Origin of the sequence: Bacillus sp. YBWC18, assembly GCF_002998775.1 — a bacterium.
Lineage (GTDB): Bacteria > Bacillota > Bacilli > Bacillales > Bacillaceae > Bacillus.
Genome location: NZ_PVRI01000005.1, coordinates 242,936 through 263,536, shown reverse-complemented (window position 1 = coordinate 263,536; position 20,601 = coordinate 242,936). Strand labels below are relative to the sequence as shown.

Below are 20,601 nucleotides of genomic sequence, written 5' to 3'. Positions count from 1 at the left end.
AACAGTGTAAATGTAATTGAGTATTTTTTCACCGAAAAGTATGCACAAAATGTGTGCGTGATACCGCAAAATTCAATAGGTCTTTTTTCATCATTTTCTGACTTTTCAAATCATACTTTTATCTCAATTTCAAAGGAACTGCGTCATTTTTGCGACAAGAATAGGCATCATTCGTCACACTTTTCTCACATCAGAACGTATGATCCCTTCCGTATCCTCGGTTTTGCGTGTTATAGGTCAGACGACAGACCCTATTGTGGACACCGCAATTTTTTGGCGACATTCACCGAAATTGACCGCAAAAGTACCTATTTTTATGTTGGATTTATAAAGATAGAAAGATCATTTTGATTCTTTATTCTGATTTTCTACATACATTTAGAACAGATATCCGTCCAATTTCACGTCAATGAGAGAAGAGGTGACCATATGTTTTACTATGTTCCTTATCCTGCTTTGCAGGTCCCCGCAATGACCCATGCATACCCGCGCACACCTATGACTTTTCCTCCAGTAGATGCCCACTCGTTTCAACGAGCCGCAAAAGAATCAGCCCGACTTGTTGCTGATGCTTCACTCATTACACAGCAGATTTCCAGCTCGCTTTCATTTGCACAGCGCATCATGGAGGCTGCTGAGCGCTCTGATTCGACAAGTGTCATCCGAATGCTGAAGCAAATCGGTGTGAAAAGTGGCATTGACATCCGCTTTAGTCCAGAAGGCATTCGTATCTACTTGTCTCTCGCCTCTAGCAGACTTTTTCTTCTTTTACAGTGGGCATAACAAAAAAAGCCGCTCTGACGTGAGCGGCTTTTCTTAAGATTCAAACATTTTATGACACCATTCAATGGCTTCTATATAACAGCCGTAGGCTTCTTGCTTCGGGAGTTCCCCATTTAACATCTCATCATCCCATTCATTTCGTTCAATCCGTTTGGCTACACCTAGCACAAATGAATAATCATTTTCATAGCCAAGCAGTGCCTCACCAACTTCATCAGAAAGCGGCAGCTCTTTCACAAGTTCTGTAATATCTGCCCTGACAAGCGTATCAATGAGAGAAAACATACCTGTCAGCATATAAGAGGCTGGGTGCTCTCGTTCAGTACGACTCGCAATCAGTTCACACGTTTTCGCCCGAATGAATGACATTTTGATAATTTCTTTTTGGCTTGAGTTGGCTTGGACATTCAGTTCTTTAAATGAAAGAATAAAGATCCAGCGCCGAATTTCATTAAACCCAAGCAGGATAATCGCCTGCCGGATACTTTTGATTTGATAAAGACGTCTCATGCCGCCTGAATTCAGCATTTTTAATAATTGATATGACAGCGAAAGGTCACTTTCAATAAAATGAGTCACGACCTGGATATTCGGCTGTTCCTTGCTCAGTTCATTTAAGAGCTGGTGGTACGCATGGAAGCTGGTCGATAATGCTCGTCCTGATATGACACGAGGCTCGCTAAAGAAATACCCTTGAAACAAATGGAAGCCGGCTTCTAGCGCTTCTTCATACTCTCTTCGCGTTTCCACCTTTTCTGCAAGGAAGCGAAGTCGATATTTTTTATACGTATGTAGAATATTTCTTCGTTCTTCCGATGTGGTTTTCAGAAAGTCAATTTTTAAAATATCAATGCAATAGAGGAGTTCGTCAAGCAACTTGTCACTAAAATGTGTTCCGCTTAGAAAAAAATCATCAAGTGCAATCGTATATCCCCATTTTTTTAACTGCTTACATCTCATAATAAGTGCCGGGGTAATCGGTACATTTTCTAATATCTCGATCACAAGCTGATGCGGATCAAAATAGGTGAGCAGATCAGACGAAAGTAAGCTTTCGGTGAAATTAATGTAGCATCTTTTGCCCTCTGTCAATGTTTCGATACCGATATTTAAAAAGCTATTAATAATGAGGTCCGTTGTCGCTTGGTCACCGTCTTCAGCGCTATATGTATTGGTTTCACTATCTCTATAAAGCAGCTCATATGATACGACTTGTTCTTTTCTGTTAAAAATAGGCTGTCTCGCAACAAACACCCTCAACTGCTCCAATCCTCCTTTATGCAATGACAAACAAGATGTGCTTTCAGTATACCAAATGATTGTGCTTATGGTTCACTTTGAATCGGTCAAAAAATAAAAAAAGAGATCACCCGGCTTGATGATCTCCTTTTCTTCCAATTAGCTTTCATAAAGCTCTTTTTTAATTTTATTTTTCACGTCATGGATAAACTGCATCTTGTTATCCCAGCATTTTTGACTCAAATCGACTGGATATTCTTCTGGTTTGCTGATTCGTTTATATTCCTCCCAGAAAAGTCCGAGGCTATCCTGCACATAGGCTTGAATTGTTTGAATATCCGGATTGTCATATACAAGTTTTCCTTGTTCGAAAATAGGGACATGAAGATCCTTAGCCACAAAGTTTGTAACAAATTTGCTGATAAATGTATGCACAGGGTGGAACATTTTCAGTTTATCCTCACTATGAACATCTTCCTCTTCGAGCGCAATGTAGTCACCCTCAGAATGATGATTCAATTGATTGATGATGCGGTACACACGTTTACGTCCTGGTGTTGTCACTTTCTCTGGGTTAGACGAAATTTTAATGGTATCGTTCATTTTTCCATTTTCTTCAATAGATACGAGTTTATACACTGCACCAAGAGCTGGCTGATCAAATGCTGTGATCAGCTTTGTCCCAACACCCCACACATCAATTTTGGCACCCTGTGCTTTTAAATTCATGATGGTATGTTCATCAAGATCGCTCGATGCAATGACTTTTGCATCATGGAATCCTGCATCATCCAGCATCGTTCTAGCTTTTTTAGACAAGTATGCAAGGTCACCGCTATCAAGTCTGACACCAATAAAGTTGATTTTGTCTCCGAATTCTTTCGCTACCTTAATGGCATTCGGAATACCGGATCTCACGGTATCATACGTATCGACTAAAAAGACACAGTCTGTATGGGTTTCAGCATATTTTTTAAATGCCGTATATTCATCGCGGTATGCTTGTACAAGCGCATGGGCATGAGTTCCTGACACTGGAATGTTGAAGCGCTTCCCAGCACGAACATTACTTGTCGCCTGGAAGCCGCCGATGAGTGCCGCTCTTGCTCCCCACATCGCTGCATCCATTTCATGCGCACGTCTTGTTCCGAATTCTAGTGCTGTCTCATCTTCAATGATTCCTTTAATCCGAGCCGCCTTTGTTGCGATCAGTGTTTGGAAATTCACGATATTCAGCAAGGCTGTTTCGATTAGCTGCGCTTCTACAAGCGTTGCCTCAATGCGCATGATCGGCTCATTTGCAAAGACAATTTCGCCTTCCCGCATTGAATGAAGTGTTCCTGTAAAGGACAACCCGCTTAAATAATCAATGAAATCGCTTTTATAACCGAGTTCATCTTTTAAATACGCTAGATCACTTTCGGTGAAGGAGAAGTCCGATAAATATTCAATCGCTTTCTCTAAACCAGCAAATACAGCGAAGCCATTGTCAAATGGAAGCTTTCTGAAGAAGAGTTCAAAAACTGCCTTCTTCTCATGAATGCCGTCTCTCCAATACGTTTCTGCCATGTTAATTTGATAAAGATCTGTATGTAGTGATAAACTGTCGTCAATAAACCGATGCTCCAACTTCCATTCTCCTTCCCTTACTTAACCACTTTCGCACCAAGCGACTGCTCAAAGTGAGAAAGTGCCCACTCGTGCCCCGCTTCATTAAAACTCGCTACAGCATTCTGGTGAATCACAAGTTCGAAGCCTTTATTGTACGCATCAACAGCTGTATGAAGTACACAAATATCGGTACATACGCCGGCTAAATGAAGTTCAGTGATGCCGCGTTCGCGCAGTTTCATTTCTAATTGAGTGCCTGCAAAAGCAGAGTATCTTGTTTTTTCCATATAGTAGACATGTTTTAAATGTTTTGACGTGTGAAATAGTGAACTTAGTTTGCCATAAAGTTCAATTCCCTTTGTCCCGCGAATATTATGGGGCGGAAATAACTTTGTCTCTGGATGATAAGGGTCTTGCTCTTCATGATGATCAACTGCAAAGACGACAAAGTGTCCTTCATCAATAAACGAAGAAGTGATCTCTGTGATCTTAGGCTCAATCGCCTGTCCAGGCTTTCCGCATGTCAATTTTCCATCGTCTGCAACAAAATCAACGGTATAATCAATACAAACCAATGCTTTGCCCATCCGCATCTCTCCCATATGCTCTTTTGACTCATTATAGCCTATTCATTTCACTAGGGAAACCTATTCAACAGATTCGTGAGAAAAAGCCTTCTGAAACAGCTCATCTTCTATATAGATGTGCTCTTGATTGACCGCATTTGATAGCTCTATCACAAGACCAAAAGGAGAATGCGCCTCATGATGATTCACCACTTTAAAGGAACATCCAGCGGCATTAGCCATTTTCACATATTGAGAATAAGATGCATAGGACAACTCACCATTTAAAAGAACAGTGGCCTGACGGTTGGACTTTAAGACTTGTTCGACCTCTTGATACGGTTTATTTCGTAATACCTGTCCCTTTGTCAGGGCGAGAAGCGCTCGTTCCCTTAATGAACCGAGAAACATTCTTCGTTCATCGGGTTTTGTTTCAGCATGTCCAAATATTCCTTGCTGCAAATAAAAGTCTACGGATTCTTCTTTCATCGCTGTTTTCACTCCTGGTTTTAAAATTTACATTTCTGTGACCCAGTGCACAATCTTTAGTGCAAGCTCACGGGCTTCGTCTGTTTCTGCTCTTTCCATTAAGGATTGCTCGAGCGTATGGATCAGCTGCTCTTTTTCGTCCTCGTACGCAATGGATATACTCCATTCAATGTCAGGTACGGCAACAAGCGTTTTATATTCTTTTTTATTTTCATGTAAATATACATTGTAGGTCTTTGGTTGCCGGCTTGTGATGTGTGCTTTTCTAATTTTCATTTGACTCTGTTCACACCTCTTTTTTCTTCTTACATCCATATCCATTGTACCATAAAAAAAGACAGCTTCTGAAAAGGAAATCCCTTTCAAAGCTGGCTACGCATTGAAGCTCTTTGCTGACTAATAAGATTTAAATCCCAAACAAATGTGACGTTTGGACTGTTAAAAAATTGGACGAGGCCCCCTGCATGATAGGTACCTGAACCACCGGCGGAGTAATCAACACTTTTTGGCGAAATGGGAAAAACACCGCCGAAATGTGCCGCCCCATTTCCGTACACACGATCTATATGAATAGGTCCAACAATCGCTGGCATTGTCCACCACCTTTTCTATCCACATCATTTGCCCAGCTCAACAATACGTGTATCACAAATAAAAAAAGACAGCTGATATTTGATCACCAGCTGTCTTTCTATGCATTAAATGATTGAGGCTGGTCAAACAATGTGAAGTCCCAAAGCATCGTCGCATTAGGATCACTTGTAAGAGACATATAATCACCTGAATTAAAGGCTCCCGCCCCGCCAGTGGAGTGGTTTACAGCCAAAGGGGCAATGGCCAGTACATCACCGAAAGTAGCTGCACCGTTTCCTCCTAATGACTCGATATGAATAGGTCCAACGATTGCAGGCATCAGAATCTCCCCCTATCTGCTTATGTCAACCATCTTATGCAAAAAGGGAAAAGTTGTGCATCTGCCCTATACGTTTAAATGCTGTTCTTTACGAGACCGCTGACGCAGCTGAACCAATCTGACAATATTTAGGGTGATGGCTTTGAGCAGTGCATAGACAGGAACCGCAAAGATCATGCCAAGGATGCCGCCAAAGCTTCCTGCACCAATTAACAGCAGGATAATGGTCAAAGGGTGTGTGTTAAGGCGTTTCCCAATGATCAATGGAGAAATGACATTTCCGTCAATTTGCTGAACGACAAGAATCACAATCACTGTCACCACTGCTTTTCCAGGCGAATCAAGAAAGGCAATCAGCACAGCTGGTGCCGCGCCAAGATATGGTCCAAGGTACGGAATCACATTTGTGACCGCAATGATAATGCCAAGAATAAGCGCATATTTCACACCAATTAATAAGTATCCGATAAAACAAGCCACTCCAACAAATAAACAGACAACAATCTGCCCCTGTATGTAAGCCGCAAGTGTGTCGTTTAATTCTTTAAAAATCTTCAAACCTTCCTTACGGTAAGGCATTGGCAAAAATTGAACGAGCTTGTCGGGAAACTTATGCCCGTCTTTCAGCATATAAAACAAAATGAACGGAACTGTGATGACGGCTAAAGCGATATTGGCAATCACGCCAAACACCGCAGACATACTTGAAGCGATATTTTCCGGCAAATCTTTTAATGTCGAAACGATCGTCTGTTCAAATTTTGAGACAGACACATAATCTTGGTTCATCATCCAAGTAAATGTTTTAGAATGCGAAAAGTCATTGATAAACTTCTGCATGTCCGTCACATAACCAGGGAAGCTTTTGACAAGTCCACCGACCTGCGAGACAATCACCGGTCCAGCAGCATTGACGATGAACGTGATGAGTCCAATGAACAGGAGATAAATGATCAGGATAGCGAGTGTCCTAGGAATTTTCTTGGACAAAAATCGAACAATTGGATTAAAGATGAAAAAGAGAATACCCGCCAGTAAGATGGGGACAAACAGTGTTGATGCAAATAAAATAATCGGCTGAAATAAAAACGAAACCTTAGTTGATACATAGACAATGAGTAAAACAAGTAATATTTGGAATGTCCAAAAATGAACTTTAGATTTTAACAAAGATGCTCCTCCTGTTACGTATTGATCTTATTAAAAAACTACTATTCAACCCACCTTCTGTCAACTGCTTCTTGTTTTAGAACCTCATTTTTTGAAAAAAAAAGAACAATTGGTATATCATGCACTTTTTCCAGATATACATTCTATAAGCATGAAAAAAAGCAGACATCTATGCGTCTGCTTGTTACACTCTTTCACTGTGATCAGGCATCACCGACACGATTTGCTGGATCCGCACATAAAAAACTGATTTCGCCCCCGCTTCAATCACAATATGATCCGGCATAACTTCCTTCAATTTCCCACGCACCGTATCTTTCACTGTTTGCACAATTAATCTCATACCGACCACTTTCTGCAATGTTTGATAAACATATGGATCAACTAATGAAACAAGCTGTGGACTTCCTTGTTGTGCCATCCTACCTGCCCCTTTACTTGTGTATTTACCCACAGCGTATGCATGAACCCATGTGAATGTCACTCAGGGCAAACCCACAACATTAATACCATATTTTTACAAATAGTACGTTTTTACATTTTTAAGAAGTATAATAGATTGGTGCTGCCAACAATTTAAATCATTCGAAGAGGTGAATTGTCTTGAAAAAACTCATCTGTATTGTTGCTGTCATGCTCTTTCTATCCTCTGCAAGTTATACGTATGCAGGCACAATTGGAGATCCACCTGGGACGCCGGGGAAGTGGTTTAAAGGAGAAGAGCCCGTTCAAAAAGACGAGTCAAAACCACCACTTGTTTTTGTTCATGGCATTAACAGCTCCTCCTCCACTTGGTCCGATCGAAACGATATGGCAAAGCAGGCTGTTCTGAACGGATACGAAAGCGCATTCATAGATTTGCATCCAGATCAGGACATGAAAAAGAACGGCAAACTATTAGCAGAAAAGCTCAAAGAAATCTATGATGCGTTTGGTAGAAAACTCATTGTGATTGGTCATAGTAAAGGCGGGGTCGATACACAGTCCGCACTGGTGTATTTCAAAGCCCATCCCTATGTGGAAAAGGTCATTACTCTCGGCTCTCCTCATAACGGGACACCGCTTGCGGATCTAGCGTATAGCAAGGGCGGAAGCTGGCTCGCGCAAATTCTTGGACAAAAAAGCGACGCGCTTTATTCTTTGCAAACCGGTCTGATGGCGGCTTTTCGAAGTGAAACCGACCAGCTGGAGGCGTTTCCCAATAAATATGTCACCTACTCTGGCTCGGAATGGGGAACATTTGGCGGTGTGCTGTATTTAGGCGGCATGTATTTAAAGAGCTTTGGTGCAAATGATGGCGCCGTCACGGTAAACAGCACAAGACTATCGTATGCAAACAATATTTTAACAGGAAAATGGGATCATCATTCAATCAAAAACGGCACAAGTATGTTTCCTGTGTTCCAGCATCAGCTTCTGGCAAATGTCGCAAGCGCTGAAAATGAAAATAAAGAGGAACAAGAGCCCGTTTCTGCTGAGCTGAATACAGATGTTTATGTGAAAGGTGGAGAAAGTGAAAAGGATAAAACAGAAGCGTTCTATGTAGAGGAAGGAACGAATGGCTTATCGATTCAATGGTTAAATGAAAGGCAGGAGACGCGGCCAGAAATCATCGCCCCAAATGGAGACGTCTTAACAAACCTTAAGACATCGGAAGCATCTTTCCCATATGAAGGCGCATATTCACACCATGTGCAAATCAATAAGCCCGTTCCTGGAAAATGGACGATTCGATCGAATTCAGGCAAAAAGGCTCCTTATCTGCTGCTTGTATCCTTTGATTCACCATTAAATGAAGAAATTAAAGCAGCTGCATCGAAGTCAGGGGATGCATCGACCCATTCAAGCGGTCTGATTAAACGGTTAAGCAAATCAGTGGAAACCAATTACTTTAAAGATGCACAAAAGGATCATCCACTGAAAACAAGTACCTCATCAGCCATTCAATTGAAAAAAGAAGGTGCTTATTCCGTCACGGTGCATTACACCGGACTCACTACGTCAGGAACATCTGCGTTTAACCGTACCGTTATTCGCACGTTGTATGTCGATCAGCACGGAACGATTCATGGAGACATTCCATACTAAACAGAGCGTTTCATGGGCTGGAGTGCCTGCTGCACTTTCTGATCCAAATCGGCAATCTTTTTCATTGCCAATGATTCGTCTATTTGTCTGTAATGGTGGTGTCCGCCAGGCTCTTCATCCATTTCATCTGCTTTCTTCACAATTTGCTGGAGTGTGTCCTTATGGAGGTCGCCCTCTGGCAAATATGAATCCGTATGAAGCAGAATCGCAAGTGCAATATCTTTGGCTGCTTTTGGTTCCTCCCCGAGCCGTATGAGCAGTTTGTGTGCCCGCTCTGCACCTTTAATGGCATGAATATCATTTCTTCTATATGTCTCGTAATCCCATTCTCCGCCGGCTGTATACCATTCATAGTGGCCGATATCATGCAAGAGTGCTGCTTTCACAGCCAGATCTGGGTTAATTCCCGCCTGCATCGCCAGCTTGAATGCGTGATAAGCACAAGCAATCGCATGGGCTTTTCCTGAACGATTTAAATACTTTTGAGCAACTGGATGGGTGTAAACATCCATTAATGTAACCTTTCTCATGGAAACCCCTCCTTATCTATATTTTTAGCATCCTAACATATTCTGAAAAGAAACTCAAATGTTCTGTTATATTTTCTATGAGTCTCAAGATTAGCTTATGTCAAATCAGCTGGTTTTGCTTGTACAAGACGAAAAAAAGCAGTCGTGATGACTGCTTTTTTCTTCTTGTAAAGCGTGATATGAAAACCCTTGAAGTCTAGCTGGCGCGGAGCGAATTTGAGATTCGTGAGCACCGGCATGCAGGACTGACACCGAATGCGAGGGTTTGTCTTCACGCTGCTACAGTCGTTATGACTGCTTTTTCACATACTCACGTGCATCGTATACGCATCCGCCAGCTGGATCATCCGCTAAAAGATCGAGCAAAATACCTGCGACTTCATCTGGACTCTTCAGCGTGCCTGTTTCATATAATTGCTGAAAACGGTCAATTTGTTCGAAGTCCTGTTTTGATGACTTCCGAATCTCCCCCTGCATATCTGTATCAATGGTGCCGGGGGAAAATGAAAACGTGTTGATTGGATACGCCTCGTCCTGCTGTTCCTCATGCAAAGTCCTCATAAACATATCAAGTCCTGCCTTTGAGCTACAATACGCACTCCAGCCTTTATAAGGGTTTTTCGCCGCTCCAGAAGAAAGGTGAACGATCGTTTTCTTTCCGCTATATGATTGAGTCTGCTTGGTAAAAACATGGCTCAGCAAAACAGGGATGACAAGATTCAACGTATAATGCTGATGAAGCGTATCCTGTCCGCCTTGCCCCACACGTTTGATAGGTGTCACCATGCCTGCATTATTGACGAATAAGATGTCATCAGCAGCTGCCAGTGCTTGCGGCGTGAGACTATCTTGAAGCCATTTGGCTGCTGCTTTCTCATCTGTCAGGTCGACCTGTGTATGTGTGAGCTCCGGATGGTAAATCGGCGATGCACTTCTTGCTGCCGTATACACATGGTCCCCGCGTGAAAGCAGCCGGTTCACAAGTGCTAGACCAAATCCTTTTGATCCGCCTGTAACGATTGAAATTCGAATGACAATCTCCTCCCTTGATAACACTATTTTACGTAGTGGAACGGTATGACATCAAGCAATCTGCATAAGAAAAGCCTGCCTCTTTTCAAAGAGACAGGCTATTTCTTTTCAGCCTTCACATTCACCTTAGGAATCAGAATGAACATCACGACAATGCCAAAGACGATTAAGAAACCAAAGATGATCGGAAGCAGTGCTGATGTCTGCTTCTTGTGATCATCGCCAGAAGGTGCTGATACAGCGGCATCACGAAAAGAGATATTCATCTCTTCCATCATGTGAGCTGATGTTTTGGGCGGGTTCTCTTTTAGATCACTGAAAAGCTGCGGAGAAAGAGACCCTCCCGGAGTTTTAGGCGGTTCAGCAAAATGAATGTCTGTTTTGACTGTTGATGTCTTTTTGCTTTGTTCGTATTTCGTTTGATCCCTCAATATACTTGAGTTAATATTGAGTTCTTTTTCCTGATATTCATTCGGCTTGACATTTGTATCCGTATCTTCACCAGCAGCGAAAGCAGCAGGAATGAGGAGAAAAAGGGACATGACACCAAGTGCCACCCCTTTCACGAACAGATTAAGCCTCATGAGTCACATCACGTTCCTCCGTTTTATCTTTCCATAGCTTTGTCACAAGCGGGATGGCCATGAAGAGGACAGTTAAAATCACTAATCCTATAACACCCATTCCAAAGTGATCTCCATTTCCATATTGGATGGACAGGTACACGTCTGTCACTGGATTTGTGAAATAGAAATTCGGCATCACCAAATCAATTAATGGTGCGACAAAGAAGAAAATAAGCGCCGTTGCTGCCATCCATCCGGCAATAGAGCCGAAAAGGAACGCCGTGCGAATAAAGGCGGAACAAGCCACTAATAGTAAAATCGTGAAAATGGACCACTGAATCGCTTGATCATCTGCAAGCTTGTAAATGTTCAGTCCAAACAAGCTGATCATGAGTCCGACTAATAGATTTAAGATGCCAAACAGTGCACCTTTAACCAGCATCGGAGCTGCCGCATAATACGAGCTGAAAAAGCCAATTAACAAACTACTGATCATCACAATGACCAAAATGACCACTGGCGGTACCGTCTGCGTTTTTTCTTCCGGCACATCACCGCTGATTTTCAGCGGATTGGCTAAGTGGTTATACACATAGTTGCTGTTGCCTTGATCACTCAATGTGTTTCCTAAAATACCTTTCAAATCTTGCTGAACAAGCTTCGTAGAGTTGACATTCTTGCTCCAGTTTTCATTCAGCGTATCCGCTTTTTCTTGAACTGTTGTCACACTCTCTTCAATGTTATTCGTATAATCCGCCACCCCTTTTTGGCGGTCGGTTAACGAACTCATATTATCAGAAAGACGAAGCACTTCTTGACCAATTGAATCCTGTGCACTGACAACAATTGAACTGCCTGCAAGGTCTGCCGTATACACTGCATCTCCTTGATCAGCCATTTGCTCCGCAACATTGTCCGCACTTTCAGAGATTGTATTTAATTCCTGTTCCATGCTTGCCTGCTGAGTCGAAATGTATTCTGCATAGCCATCTGAAAACTTCTGCATCTCATCAATAAAAGTAGACACATCATCGTTTGACGTCAACATCTGGTTTTTGAGCGTATCCCAGTTTTCTGTTTCCTCTTTTTTGATGGAGAGGATGGACTGGATTTTCTCTTCTTTTGTGTCTAGTAGAGAAGAGTTATTAGATGGTTGATAGACATTTGCAATCATCAGCTCTAGCTGGGAGAGTTGATTGGAATAGTTCATTAATTTTTTAGTTCTTGTTGAATTTGTTTCAAATTTTTTCTCAAAAAGGTTATCATTAAAGGCTTCACCAATCGGTGAGTTTCTGCGCTTCAGCTCTTTTACTTTGCTTAAAATAGAGGATTCCTGATTTTTGATTTCATTTGGAATCACATTATATCGATCTTGTAACCATAGGAACATCTTTTCAAGCTTTTCTACTTTTTTCGTAAGGCTCTCAAGCTCTTTACTCATCTGACTCACTTTGTCTTTCAATTCGTCATTATGAGCGGCAGCTTTTTCTTGAATCTTCTTTTTCACTTCTTCTAAACGAGTAGAGAGTGCTTTAAGGTCATCCTGAGATGAATTCGTGCTGCCGGTATCTGGCTGAGCAGGATTTTCATCGCCTTCACCTTCTTTGCCATCTTCAGTAGAAGGCGGCGTCTCCTGTTCTCCTAATTCATCTGCAAGGTTGTTCATTTCTGTTGAAATTTGCGAGAGTTCATTTGTTTCTTCATCTAGGTTAATCCCAATCTCTTCTGGTTTTTCATTATCTTGATCTGATGGCTCGTCATCATCAGAGTCAACTGGACGCTCAGGCTCATCCATCAACTCTTGCCGTTTAGCCAATAGCTTCGTTTGCAAGGCTGATATCTTATTTCGATAGTCTTCTAAGTAACGATCTTCATACTTTTTAATCAGTTCTTCTTGAGACGCCATCACAAGATCCGTTAATCCCGTTGCTTGCTTAGGAATGGCGTCCTCTCTCGACTTTTGAACAGATTGGATGGCGCTGTCCGTTGTGTTCAGCTGACTTTGTACCCCGTTGATGTCTGTTTTGAGCCCACCCATTTGATCACTAAAGCTGCGGGCATTTTGGTTTTGAATATCAGCGAGCTGTTTAAGCCCTTGCTGGATTTGTTTTTTGCTTGTCGATTGCGCTTTGATCAAGAGGTCCTTTTGTTTGTCTTGATACTGCTGGTATTGATCGACTGCTTTCACAAAGTCCTTTAACTGGTTCTTAGCTTCTTCTGTTGTACTCAAACCATCTTTATACTGCTTCTGTGAGTCGGTCATCGCATTTTTTAATTCTTCTATTTGTTTCTTCTGCTGCTGAACGGCATCTGATAGTTTGTTTGAGTTCGGCTTATAGAAATTATACATTGTGTTTTGGAATTCGACTTCTTTGCCGACAATATGCTCAAACTCTTCTCTAACATTGCCGATTTCCTGTGATACAAAACTCCAGTATAACGTTGACATCTGTTCATTCATTTTCTTTTGCGCATTTTCCAGCTCTCTTTGCACTTTCTCTTTATTGACTGAATTGAGCTGGTCTTGAATAGAAAATTGAATGGATGCCTTTTCAGGGTGGTCTTTATCATAGCTGAGCACATTTTTAGAGAAATCAGACGGAATATAGAGGACAGCGTCATACTTTCTGTTTTTCAGTCCATTTTCCGCCGCACTGCGATTCACTACGGTCCATGTATAATCTGGACGCTCTGATAATGCTGCCACGACATCCTGTCCGAAACGAGCGGTGTTTTCACTTTCGCTCGCTCCCATATCTTCATTGACCACAGCAATATTACGTGTGGCATTCTTTTTCTGTTTTGCCGGGTCATCTCCAATGAGGTGGAAAAATAAAACCGGCAGAACAAGAATCAATATCATGGTCGATACGATTTTGATGGAGCTTTTTTGCTGCTCTGTCATTGAACACTCTTCCTTTCTACCGCACATAAAGGAACCTGGATTTTCTTCTCTTTCCCGTTTTCAACCAAATACCCGAACCCTGGCTGAATGTCTGGTTCTTGTCTTGCATATGGAAGCGGTATGATGTTTTGCTCTGATTTTTTCATGAGTAACATGGCATGACGAACTTGTTTAATTTCGTTTGTGAGTGCATCATAGCCTTTACTGAATTCGGTATGATTCCCTGATGCGATCAGGCTAAAGCCTAGGTGTGCATATGACTTCATGAAATCAGCCAATTGATCTTGAAGACGCGGATCGATCGTCTGCTGAAAACGCGTAATGCCATCAATCACAAGCACAATTTGAGGGAACGACAACTTATCGGTCTCTCCCCTGCGTACAGCTTCGACGTACATCTCTTCCCGCACCTTGAATAAACGGTCTATTTCCTCTGCCCATTCAGTGATATCATCCTTTGTTTCAAGGTAATCGATATTCTCTTCCTTTGCATAATGGGAAAGACCCCGATCAATCGAATCAAACACGGCCAGCTTCTCAGGTCTTGCTGCTAAAAGCTGATCAAGCATCAGTTTTGTCACATTTGTTTTCCCTCGCTGCGTTTGACCGATGATGAGGCAGTGTTTATTCTTTTTCAAGTCAAAGTAAACAGGTGCAACAGATTCCTCATCTAGTCCGACTGGAATGTCATACGGCTGTTTTTGTTCTTCTAAACGACTCTCTAGCTCCCAAATGGTCAGTTTATCAGGAAGCATTGGCACAGGCTTTGGTTTTTCATCTGATTCAAAGCGATCATGAAGAAGCTGTATCTCTTCTTTCAAATGCTCAAACAGTTCGAGATCGTTCTCTCCTTCAACTGGCAGGAACATTTGCGCAAAGTAAAGCTCTTCTTTATTGATAATGACTCGTCCTGGAATCGGTTCTAAGCTGAATTTCGGTCTGCCAATAATCGAATACGCCTCTCCTTGATCCATTAAGTAATGAACAACCTTTGTTTTCAGGTTATTCATAAGAGATTGGCGGACTGCGTTTACCCGAGTCGCTGTAATCAAGAAGTAAATTCCTAATGATTGTCCATCACGGCTCAGCTGGATAAATTCAGATTCAAGTTCATGCATTTCGTCTTTGACAATGTCAAAGTTGTCGATCACGATGAAAATGAACGGGAGCTTTTTCTCATTTAAGGCGTTGTACATTTTGATATGACTCATTTCTTGCTGCCTGAATAACCGCTTGCGGTATTCAACCTCTTCCCGCAAACGCGTCATCGACTTTTGAATCTTTCTCATTTGATCCATTAAGAAATAATCCGCCGTATGCGGCAGCTTGGCTAACGGAAGCAATGTCCCGTTTCCGAAGTCATAAATATACGCATGCCATTCTTCAGGTGAATATCTCTCCGCAAAGCTCATGAGCAGTGTTGTCGCAGCAAGTGATTTGCCGTAGCCGGAGGAACCAAAGATGCCAATGTTCCCATCTTCCATCATTTGATAAGAAAGTGGATGCTGGCTTTGCTGATCTGGCTCATCGACAAGCGCAAAATGGAAGACATGCTCTTCACTCGACGCATAACGTGTTTTTGGAATCCGTTCTTCAAGCGGTGGAAGCCATGGACTTGGAAGCTTCTCAATCCCAAGCTCCTGCTGCATACGTTCAATTTCATCCACAACAGCAGAAATCTCCGATACTGTCTCTTTCTTCACTGCCGGCTCTGTGCTTACCCCTGATAACGGAATGAGTCCAGTATCTGTCACAATGGCAATGTCATCTTCTGATCCGTAGCCATCTTCCATATAAGGCGCACCGCTCCAAGCTGATTGGAACAATTCATAAATTTCATTGTTCCCCACTTGTAAGTAGCCGCGGCCTGTAACGGTAATGGACGCCGCATCACTATTTTTCAAAATTTCCTTACTGTCTGACGCATCTTGTACTTTTAGTGCCACCTTAAAGCGGGAGTTACTCCAAATTTGATCATCGATGACTCCGCCTGGCTTTTGTGTAGCCAAAATGAGATGGACCCCGAGGCTTCGGCCGATACGTGCAGCACTGACAAGCTCCCTGATAAAGTCCGGCTCTTCACTTTTTAATTCAGCAAACTCATCAGAGATTAAGAATAAATGAGGCATTGCCTGTTCAGCCTTTTTCTCCTTATAGAGCTTCGTATAATCATTGATGTGATTCACATGATATTGATCAAACAACCGTTGTCTTTTCTTCAATTCACTTTTAATTGAGGCAAGCGCTCTTTCACTAAAGTTCTTACTGCCTTCAATATTGGTGATGGTGCCAAGTAAATGAGGAATATTTCGGAACGGCTGCGCCATTCCGCCTCCTTTATAGTCAATCAATAGGAAAGCGACTTCATGTGGATGAAAGTGTACAGCGAGCGATAAAATGTACGTCTGTAAAAATTCACTTTTCCCTGATCCTGTTGTTCCCGCCAACAGGCCGTGCGGACCGTGTGCTTTTTCATGCAGATTCAGATCCACAATGTCATTTTTCCCTTTATAACCGATTGGCACAGATAGTGATTTGGCCGTTTCCGATGTGAGCCATTTTTCACGAATGCCAATGTCGTCTACCTGTTTGGCATGAAAAAGATCAAGGAAGGAGACCGTTTCAGGAATCGAGTTGGTCATTCCAACTTGATGATCTAATGTTCTCAGTGTTCTGGCAAACAGCTCATTGTCCCCGCGCTCATGTGTATCAAGCTGAAATGGAATTCGGACGGCTTTCTTGTGCTGAATGAGAATATCTCCTTCTTCTTCGTTAATATAACGGACAAGCGTCGAGATATTTTCAGCTAAGCTTTCCTTTGTTTCAGCAGCAAAAATAATTGAGATGCCAAGGTCTGTCCGGCTGCCTTCTAAATATTCTAAAATCACATGTTCAGCAATAAGCTCGTGATTTGTCACGATAAACACAAAGTGAGGCGTAAAGATTTTTTTCTCTTTTTCTTCTTCTAAATCACGCTCACGTAAAATTTCATAAATCGAGGACAACAGCTGATCGCGTGTTTGTTCGTTGTAAATAAACCCTTTGCCGTATGTATGAGGCAGCTGGAAATGCGGAAGCCATTTCATCCATTCCCAATTCTCATACTCCTGCTCATGAAAAATAAAGACAAATCTCAAATCGTGATAGCTGTGCGAGAAAGCAAGCTGTCCGACAAGTTGATGAAGCTCCTTTTTCACAATGGCTGGCTTTCCAATCAAGCCTGTTGGACCATCTGCAAGACCAAATGTAATGGGTACATCCTTCACTTCACGATAGACCTGTTGCATGTGCTGCGTTTGTTCCATTAAGTCATCCATGTCACGATTGGCCATATCGCCGCCGCTCATCGATAATTCATAGCTTGATGGGACTGCACCCGTCCCAAGACGCAGCTGCAAGAAATCGTCACTCACAAGTGTTTTTTCCCAAATCCGGCCGCTAATTTCTGACGTTAAGTACTTCATTTGTTCAAATGACGGATAATGATACGTCAAAATATATTGCTGGCGGTCGTAGAGCTCTTGCAGCTCTTTTCGTTTATTTTCTAAGTATAGAGAATAGACTCGCTGCCGTTTCTCTTCCCGTCTTTTGCGTTGTGATTTCTCTTTAAAGTATTGAACGGACGATGTGATTAAGGTCATGATAAACATCGCCATCGACACGACAATAAAGATCCCGCGCGGCTGGACAAGAGCGACAATTCCCATCACAAGGAGCATCACAAGCGGCGGAAGGACAACAAGCCAAAGCCCTCTGCTGTTATTTTCACTCTCCTGCGAAGGAAAGCTAAAGGAAACCCGGTCATCTGGCAGGTCATAAATTAAACGAGGTGTTCGTCTATATAAAGGATATTTTTGTTTTGTTTCTGTGCTTGGTGCTCTTGTTTTTTCCAAACGTGTTTGAAATGGTTCATATGCAGTCACCTGCAATAAATCATCATCTTTCAATGTCACCGTTAGAAAGTTCCAGAACAGTTCATCTCCAGTATAAACCTTCTCTGGACCATGGATTTTTTTCCCGTTCACATAAATCGTCTCGTCCTGAGGCATGACATACCAAGTTCCTTCGATTTTCTCCAAAGTAAACTGGCTCGCATCTTGAAACATGGAATGCGCTTGTTCTTTCCACACATCAATACCATCTTTTTCCTCACGTGAAAAAGACAGCTCGACTCTATTTCCTAGGTAATAAATGTGTTGGTCATATTGTGCTTCCATTAACATAAGTGTAAGTGATCCAAGTTTATATGGTTCATGTAGAAGTAATGTGCCTTTCTTCCCTTCACCCTGATAAATGAAAAAGCCATCATTCGGTTCATCGGGAGATAAACGGATGACCCCTTCATCAAACGAAAGTGTAGGGATTGTCACCGTATGCTCTATTTCAGGTCCAATCACAGCTTCTCGATTGAACTGCTCGTCTAAACGGACGGTTTGATAATCCTCCTCATAAAAAACCCAAAGAAGACTCAAACGCTCCACCTCCTCATGGGACAGCAGCAACTGTCAGTTGTATCGAAAGAATTATTTTTTCTCATCTTTTTTCGTCTGAGAGGTTTTCTTTTTCGCTTCAGATTCTTTCTCTTTTTTCTCTTGATCGGCTTTTGACTGCTCTTTTTGTTCAGCTGTTTCATCTGTTTGGCTTGCACCCGAGGAGTCGTTGGTGCTTGTCTCCGTTGTTTCTTTTTCTTCATATTTCGCCATTTCCTTAATAATCGGGTCTAGCTGTTTTTGTTTTTCTTCTGCAGTAAGACTGTCATCGTTTTGAATGTCATTGCGGTAGGCGACGAGTGCCGTGAATATGTACCGGTCGTCTCCAAGTACACGTGCAATATCAAGTGCTTCCTTGCTATTGCCTTGTCCAATATGAATCCAGAAAAGGAAATATTGCGGATCAGTCTGTAATGTGTATGTATCTGTGATTTCTTTTTTATGCTGATCGAGTAACAGGTTGCCTTGATTCGTTTGTACATACGAAATGGCCAGTTCATATTGAAGAGAGACCGGCATTTGATTGGCTGAATATTTTTCTAACGTATCCACCACTTGGCTGTACTGTTTGTTGAGATAATATTTGTTTGCCTCGACATACGCTTCTTGTTTCGGCATCGCAAAAAAGAAGGTGTAAATGGTGTACACCAATGCCGGGATTAATAGGACAAGCAGACCTAGTCCGATATATCGTTCGATCTTCCATTTCTTTTTCGGAATAGTTAATAGCGTTTTCTCTTTCGTTTCAATCGCTTCGATTTTTTGCTGAGTGAGGGCAGACAATTCTTCCAAAGACTGCGTTTCGCTGATCTCTTTTGCCAGTTCAGATAGTTTCAGCGTTTCGCTGTAAGCCACATATTCTTGAAACTGATATTCATGGTCCACCACTCGAAGAATGACGGCTTTGACTTCTTTTAATAAACGATGTTCATCCGTTTCATATGGCGGGATGCTTTCTTTGACCCCGTAATGCAAAAATGCAGGAGCTAAGCCTTGATGAAAAACAATGTTTTCAGGAGAAACAATAGGATGCAGCCGCTTCACGTCGTGTTTGCAAACTGCATCGACAAGCTGGTATGAAAAAATCCATTTGCTTTTTTCATCCTTTGCATGGATGAAACGAAATTCCTGATAGGCAGGAGGCGGTTGAATAGAAATGATGACCTCATCTTCAGTTAATTGAATCTCTTTTTTGAATGAAGGATTGATGTCTTTGATCGGTGCCGCTTCTAAACCGTCTAAGAGTTTAATTGTCTCTCTTTGAAAAATGAAGCTGTAGGTGCCACCCTCTTTTTTCATAACTGCTTCTAATTGTTCTTCTAAATAGGAACTCTTTTTATCTGCCATTTACAAAAGTCCTTTCATAGTATTTCCAGCCTGTCTCCTGTGGTGATTCCACAGTCTGACAGCTTATATTCGCCTGAAAACACAGCTTTCTTATTGACTACTCGCACCCAGCCGCCTTCTCGCTTAGGAAGTGAGATTTGTTTTGCCTGCCAGGCGATATGGATGACTTGTTTAATATGTAAATAATTTGATAGTCTCAAATCAAACACACTGCCATCATAATTTTTTAAGTCGATGGTAATATCGATATACACAAATTTCCACCTCACAAAATAGAAAGAGCGCCGGCATCCATTGACACACTCGGCGCTTTTTCTGCTTTTCACACTTAGAAAGGAAATCCCTTTGATTAGCCGCGGATTTGGCTTGCGATGTCTTGGTCAGTGCTTTCAAGTGTATTTGCCGTTTGATCAAGCTGATTGCTGACATCTGTTAATAGATCAGACATTTTGATGAATGAAGGCTTTAACTGCTCGTATTGATCAGCAAATGCTTCACTAGAAGCACCTTCCCACATTCCTTTTAAATCAGAGATCATTCTATTTAGACGATCAACTTGGTTTAACACTTCTTGACTTTCAACACCATATTGCTTAGCGGTCGCTCTTAGTTCTTCTGGGGTTACGCGAATAATTCCTGACATATTCCTCATTACCTCCCGTGCATAGCCGCCATATAATGGGCTAATCCACTTATTTTTTGACGTTATTATTATAAAAACAGAAATGATACACAGTCAAACAAATCTGTTTTTATTTTACAAAATGAGTCTATGGAATTACTGTTTTTTCGCTTTTTATCTAGTATTTAACATTTTTTTGGTCATATATTCTTAATAAGTGTAGACACACTTCACTGAATCTTTCCGCCTA

Annotated in this window: 19 protein-coding genes; 2 read left to right on the top strand and 17 right to left on the bottom strand. The window is 41.9% G+C overall.

The window, feature by feature from the left end; translation table 11 throughout:
- Window positions 1-429 precede the first annotated feature (429 nt).
- Complete coding sequence (locus C6348_RS15105) at window positions 430-783, top strand: YuzC family spore coat inner layer protein (protein WP_106043628.1); 354 nt, start codon at window positions 430-432, stop codon at window positions 781-783.
- A gap of 33 nt (window positions 784-816) precedes the next feature.
- On the opposite strand, the gene C6348_RS15100 is transcribed toward C6348_RS15105, so the two are convergent.
- The 9 genes from C6348_RS15100 to C6348_RS15060 all read right to left on the bottom strand — a co-directional run bounded on the left by C6348_RS15100 (window position 817) and on the right by C6348_RS15060 (window position 7,192).
- Window positions 817-2,043 (bottom strand): EAL and HDOD domain-containing protein, encoded by a 1,227-nt coding sequence (locus C6348_RS15100; protein WP_034659830.1) that lies wholly within the window; start codon window positions 2,041-2,043, stop codon window positions 817-819.
- Between the two features lie 138 nt (window positions 2,044-2,181).
- Window positions 2,182-3,651 (bottom strand): nicotinate phosphoribosyltransferase, encoded by a 1,470-nt coding sequence (locus tag C6348_RS15095; protein ID WP_034659831.1) that lies wholly within the window; start codon window positions 3,649-3,651, stop codon window positions 2,182-2,184.
- Window positions 3,652-3,668: 17 nt separating this feature from the next.
- A complete protein-coding gene (locus tag C6348_RS15090) occupies window positions 3,669-4,220 on the bottom strand; it encodes a cysteine hydrolase family protein (protein WP_095285834.1) in 552 nt (183 codons plus the stop codon).
- Window positions 4,221-4,280: 60 nt separating this feature from the next.
- Complete coding sequence (locus tag C6348_RS15085; RefSeq protein ID WP_106043627.1) at window positions 4,281-4,688, bottom strand: YueI family protein; 408 nt, start codon at window positions 4,686-4,688, stop codon at window positions 4,281-4,283.
- Between the two features lie 27 nt (window positions 4,689-4,715).
- Window positions 4,716-4,964, bottom strand: a complete 249-nt coding sequence (locus C6348_RS15080) for a YueH family protein (protein WP_034660684.1) — start codon at window positions 4,962-4,964, stop codon at window positions 4,716-4,718.
- An 86-nt stretch (window positions 4,965-5,050) separates the two neighbouring features.
- On the bottom strand, window positions 5,051-5,281 hold the full coding sequence (locus C6348_RS15075) for a spore germination protein (RefSeq protein ID WP_106043626.1): 231 nt from the start codon (window positions 5,279-5,281) through the stop codon (window positions 5,051-5,053).
- Window positions 5,282-5,379: 98 nt separating this feature from the next.
- Window positions 5,380-5,601, bottom strand: coding sequence for a spore germination protein (locus C6348_RS15070; RefSeq protein WP_034659837.1), 222 nt, complete (start codon window positions 5,599-5,601; stop codon window positions 5,380-5,382).
- A 66-nt stretch (window positions 5,602-5,667) separates the two neighbouring features.
- Entirely contained in the window at window positions 5,668-6,771 is a 1,104-nt protein-coding gene (locus C6348_RS15065; protein ID WP_034659839.1) for an AI-2E family transporter, read from the bottom strand.
- 184 nt (window positions 6,772-6,955) lie between these two features.
- A complete protein-coding gene (locus C6348_RS15060; RefSeq protein WP_003213721.1) occupies window positions 6,956-7,192 on the bottom strand; it encodes a YuzF family protein in 237 nt (78 codons plus the stop codon).
- A gap of 182 nt (window positions 7,193-7,374) precedes the next feature.
- Here C6348_RS15060 and C6348_RS15055 point away from each other — a divergent pair, with 182 nt between their 5' ends.
- Complete coding sequence (locus C6348_RS15055; protein ID WP_060597221.1) at window positions 7,375-8,859, top strand: esterase/lipase family protein; 1,485 nt, start codon at window positions 7,375-7,377, stop codon at window positions 8,857-8,859.
- On the opposite strand, the gene C6348_RS15050 is transcribed toward C6348_RS15055, so the two are convergent.
- From C6348_RS15050 to C6348_RS15015, 8 genes are all read right to left on the bottom strand, one after another.
- Window positions 8,856-9,389: an HD domain-containing protein gene (locus C6348_RS15050; protein ID WP_060597222.1), complete on the bottom strand. Its 534-nt coding sequence runs from the start codon at window positions 9,387-9,389 to the stop codon at window positions 8,856-8,858. The genes C6348_RS15055 and C6348_RS15050 overlap by 4 nt on opposite strands.
- A gap of 288 nt (window positions 9,390-9,677) precedes the next feature.
- A complete protein-coding gene (locus C6348_RS15045) occupies window positions 9,678-10,421 on the bottom strand; it encodes a (S)-benzoin forming benzil reductase (protein WP_223251587.1) in 744 nt (247 codons plus the stop codon).
- A gap of 98 nt (window positions 10,422-10,519) precedes the next feature.
- A complete protein-coding gene (gene essA / locus C6348_RS15040) occupies window positions 10,520-11,005 on the bottom strand; it encodes a type VII secretion protein EssA (protein WP_034659843.1) in 486 nt (161 codons plus the stop codon).
- The gene (gene esaA / locus C6348_RS15035) at window positions 10,995-13,892 is read right to left on the bottom strand and encodes a type VII secretion protein EsaA (RefSeq protein ID WP_106043624.1); all 2,898 of its coding nucleotides are present in this window, start codon (window positions 13,890-13,892) and stop codon (window positions 10,995-10,997) included. The genes essA and esaA overlap by 11 nt, the downstream gene beginning before the upstream one ends.
- Window positions 13,889-18,364 carry a type VII secretion protein EssC gene (gene essC, locus C6348_RS15030; RefSeq protein ID WP_106043623.1) on the bottom strand — a complete coding sequence of 1,492 codons (4,476 nt, stop codon included), beginning with the start codon at window positions 18,362-18,364 and terminating at the stop codon, window positions 13,889-13,891. Before essC ends, esaA begins: the two co-directional genes overlap by 4 nt.
- Before the next feature lie 51 nt (window positions 18,365-18,415).
- Window positions 18,416-19,729 carry a type VII secretion protein EssB gene (gene essB, locus C6348_RS15025; protein WP_106030444.1) on the bottom strand — a complete coding sequence of 438 codons (1,314 nt, stop codon included), beginning with the start codon at window positions 19,727-19,729 and terminating at the stop codon, window positions 18,416-18,418.
- A 14-nt stretch (window positions 19,730-19,743) separates the two neighbouring features.
- Window positions 19,744-19,983, bottom strand: a complete 240-nt coding sequence (gene yukD / locus C6348_RS15020; RefSeq protein ID WP_003213579.1) for an ESX secretion system protein YukD — start codon at window positions 19,981-19,983, stop codon at window positions 19,744-19,746.
- A 95-nt stretch (window positions 19,984-20,078) separates the two neighbouring features.
- Window positions 20,079-20,372, bottom strand: coding sequence for a WXG100 family type VII secretion target (locus C6348_RS15015; RefSeq protein ID WP_003213769.1), 294 nt, complete (start codon window positions 20,370-20,372; stop codon window positions 20,079-20,081).
- Window positions 20,373-20,601: the final 229 nt, after the last annotated feature.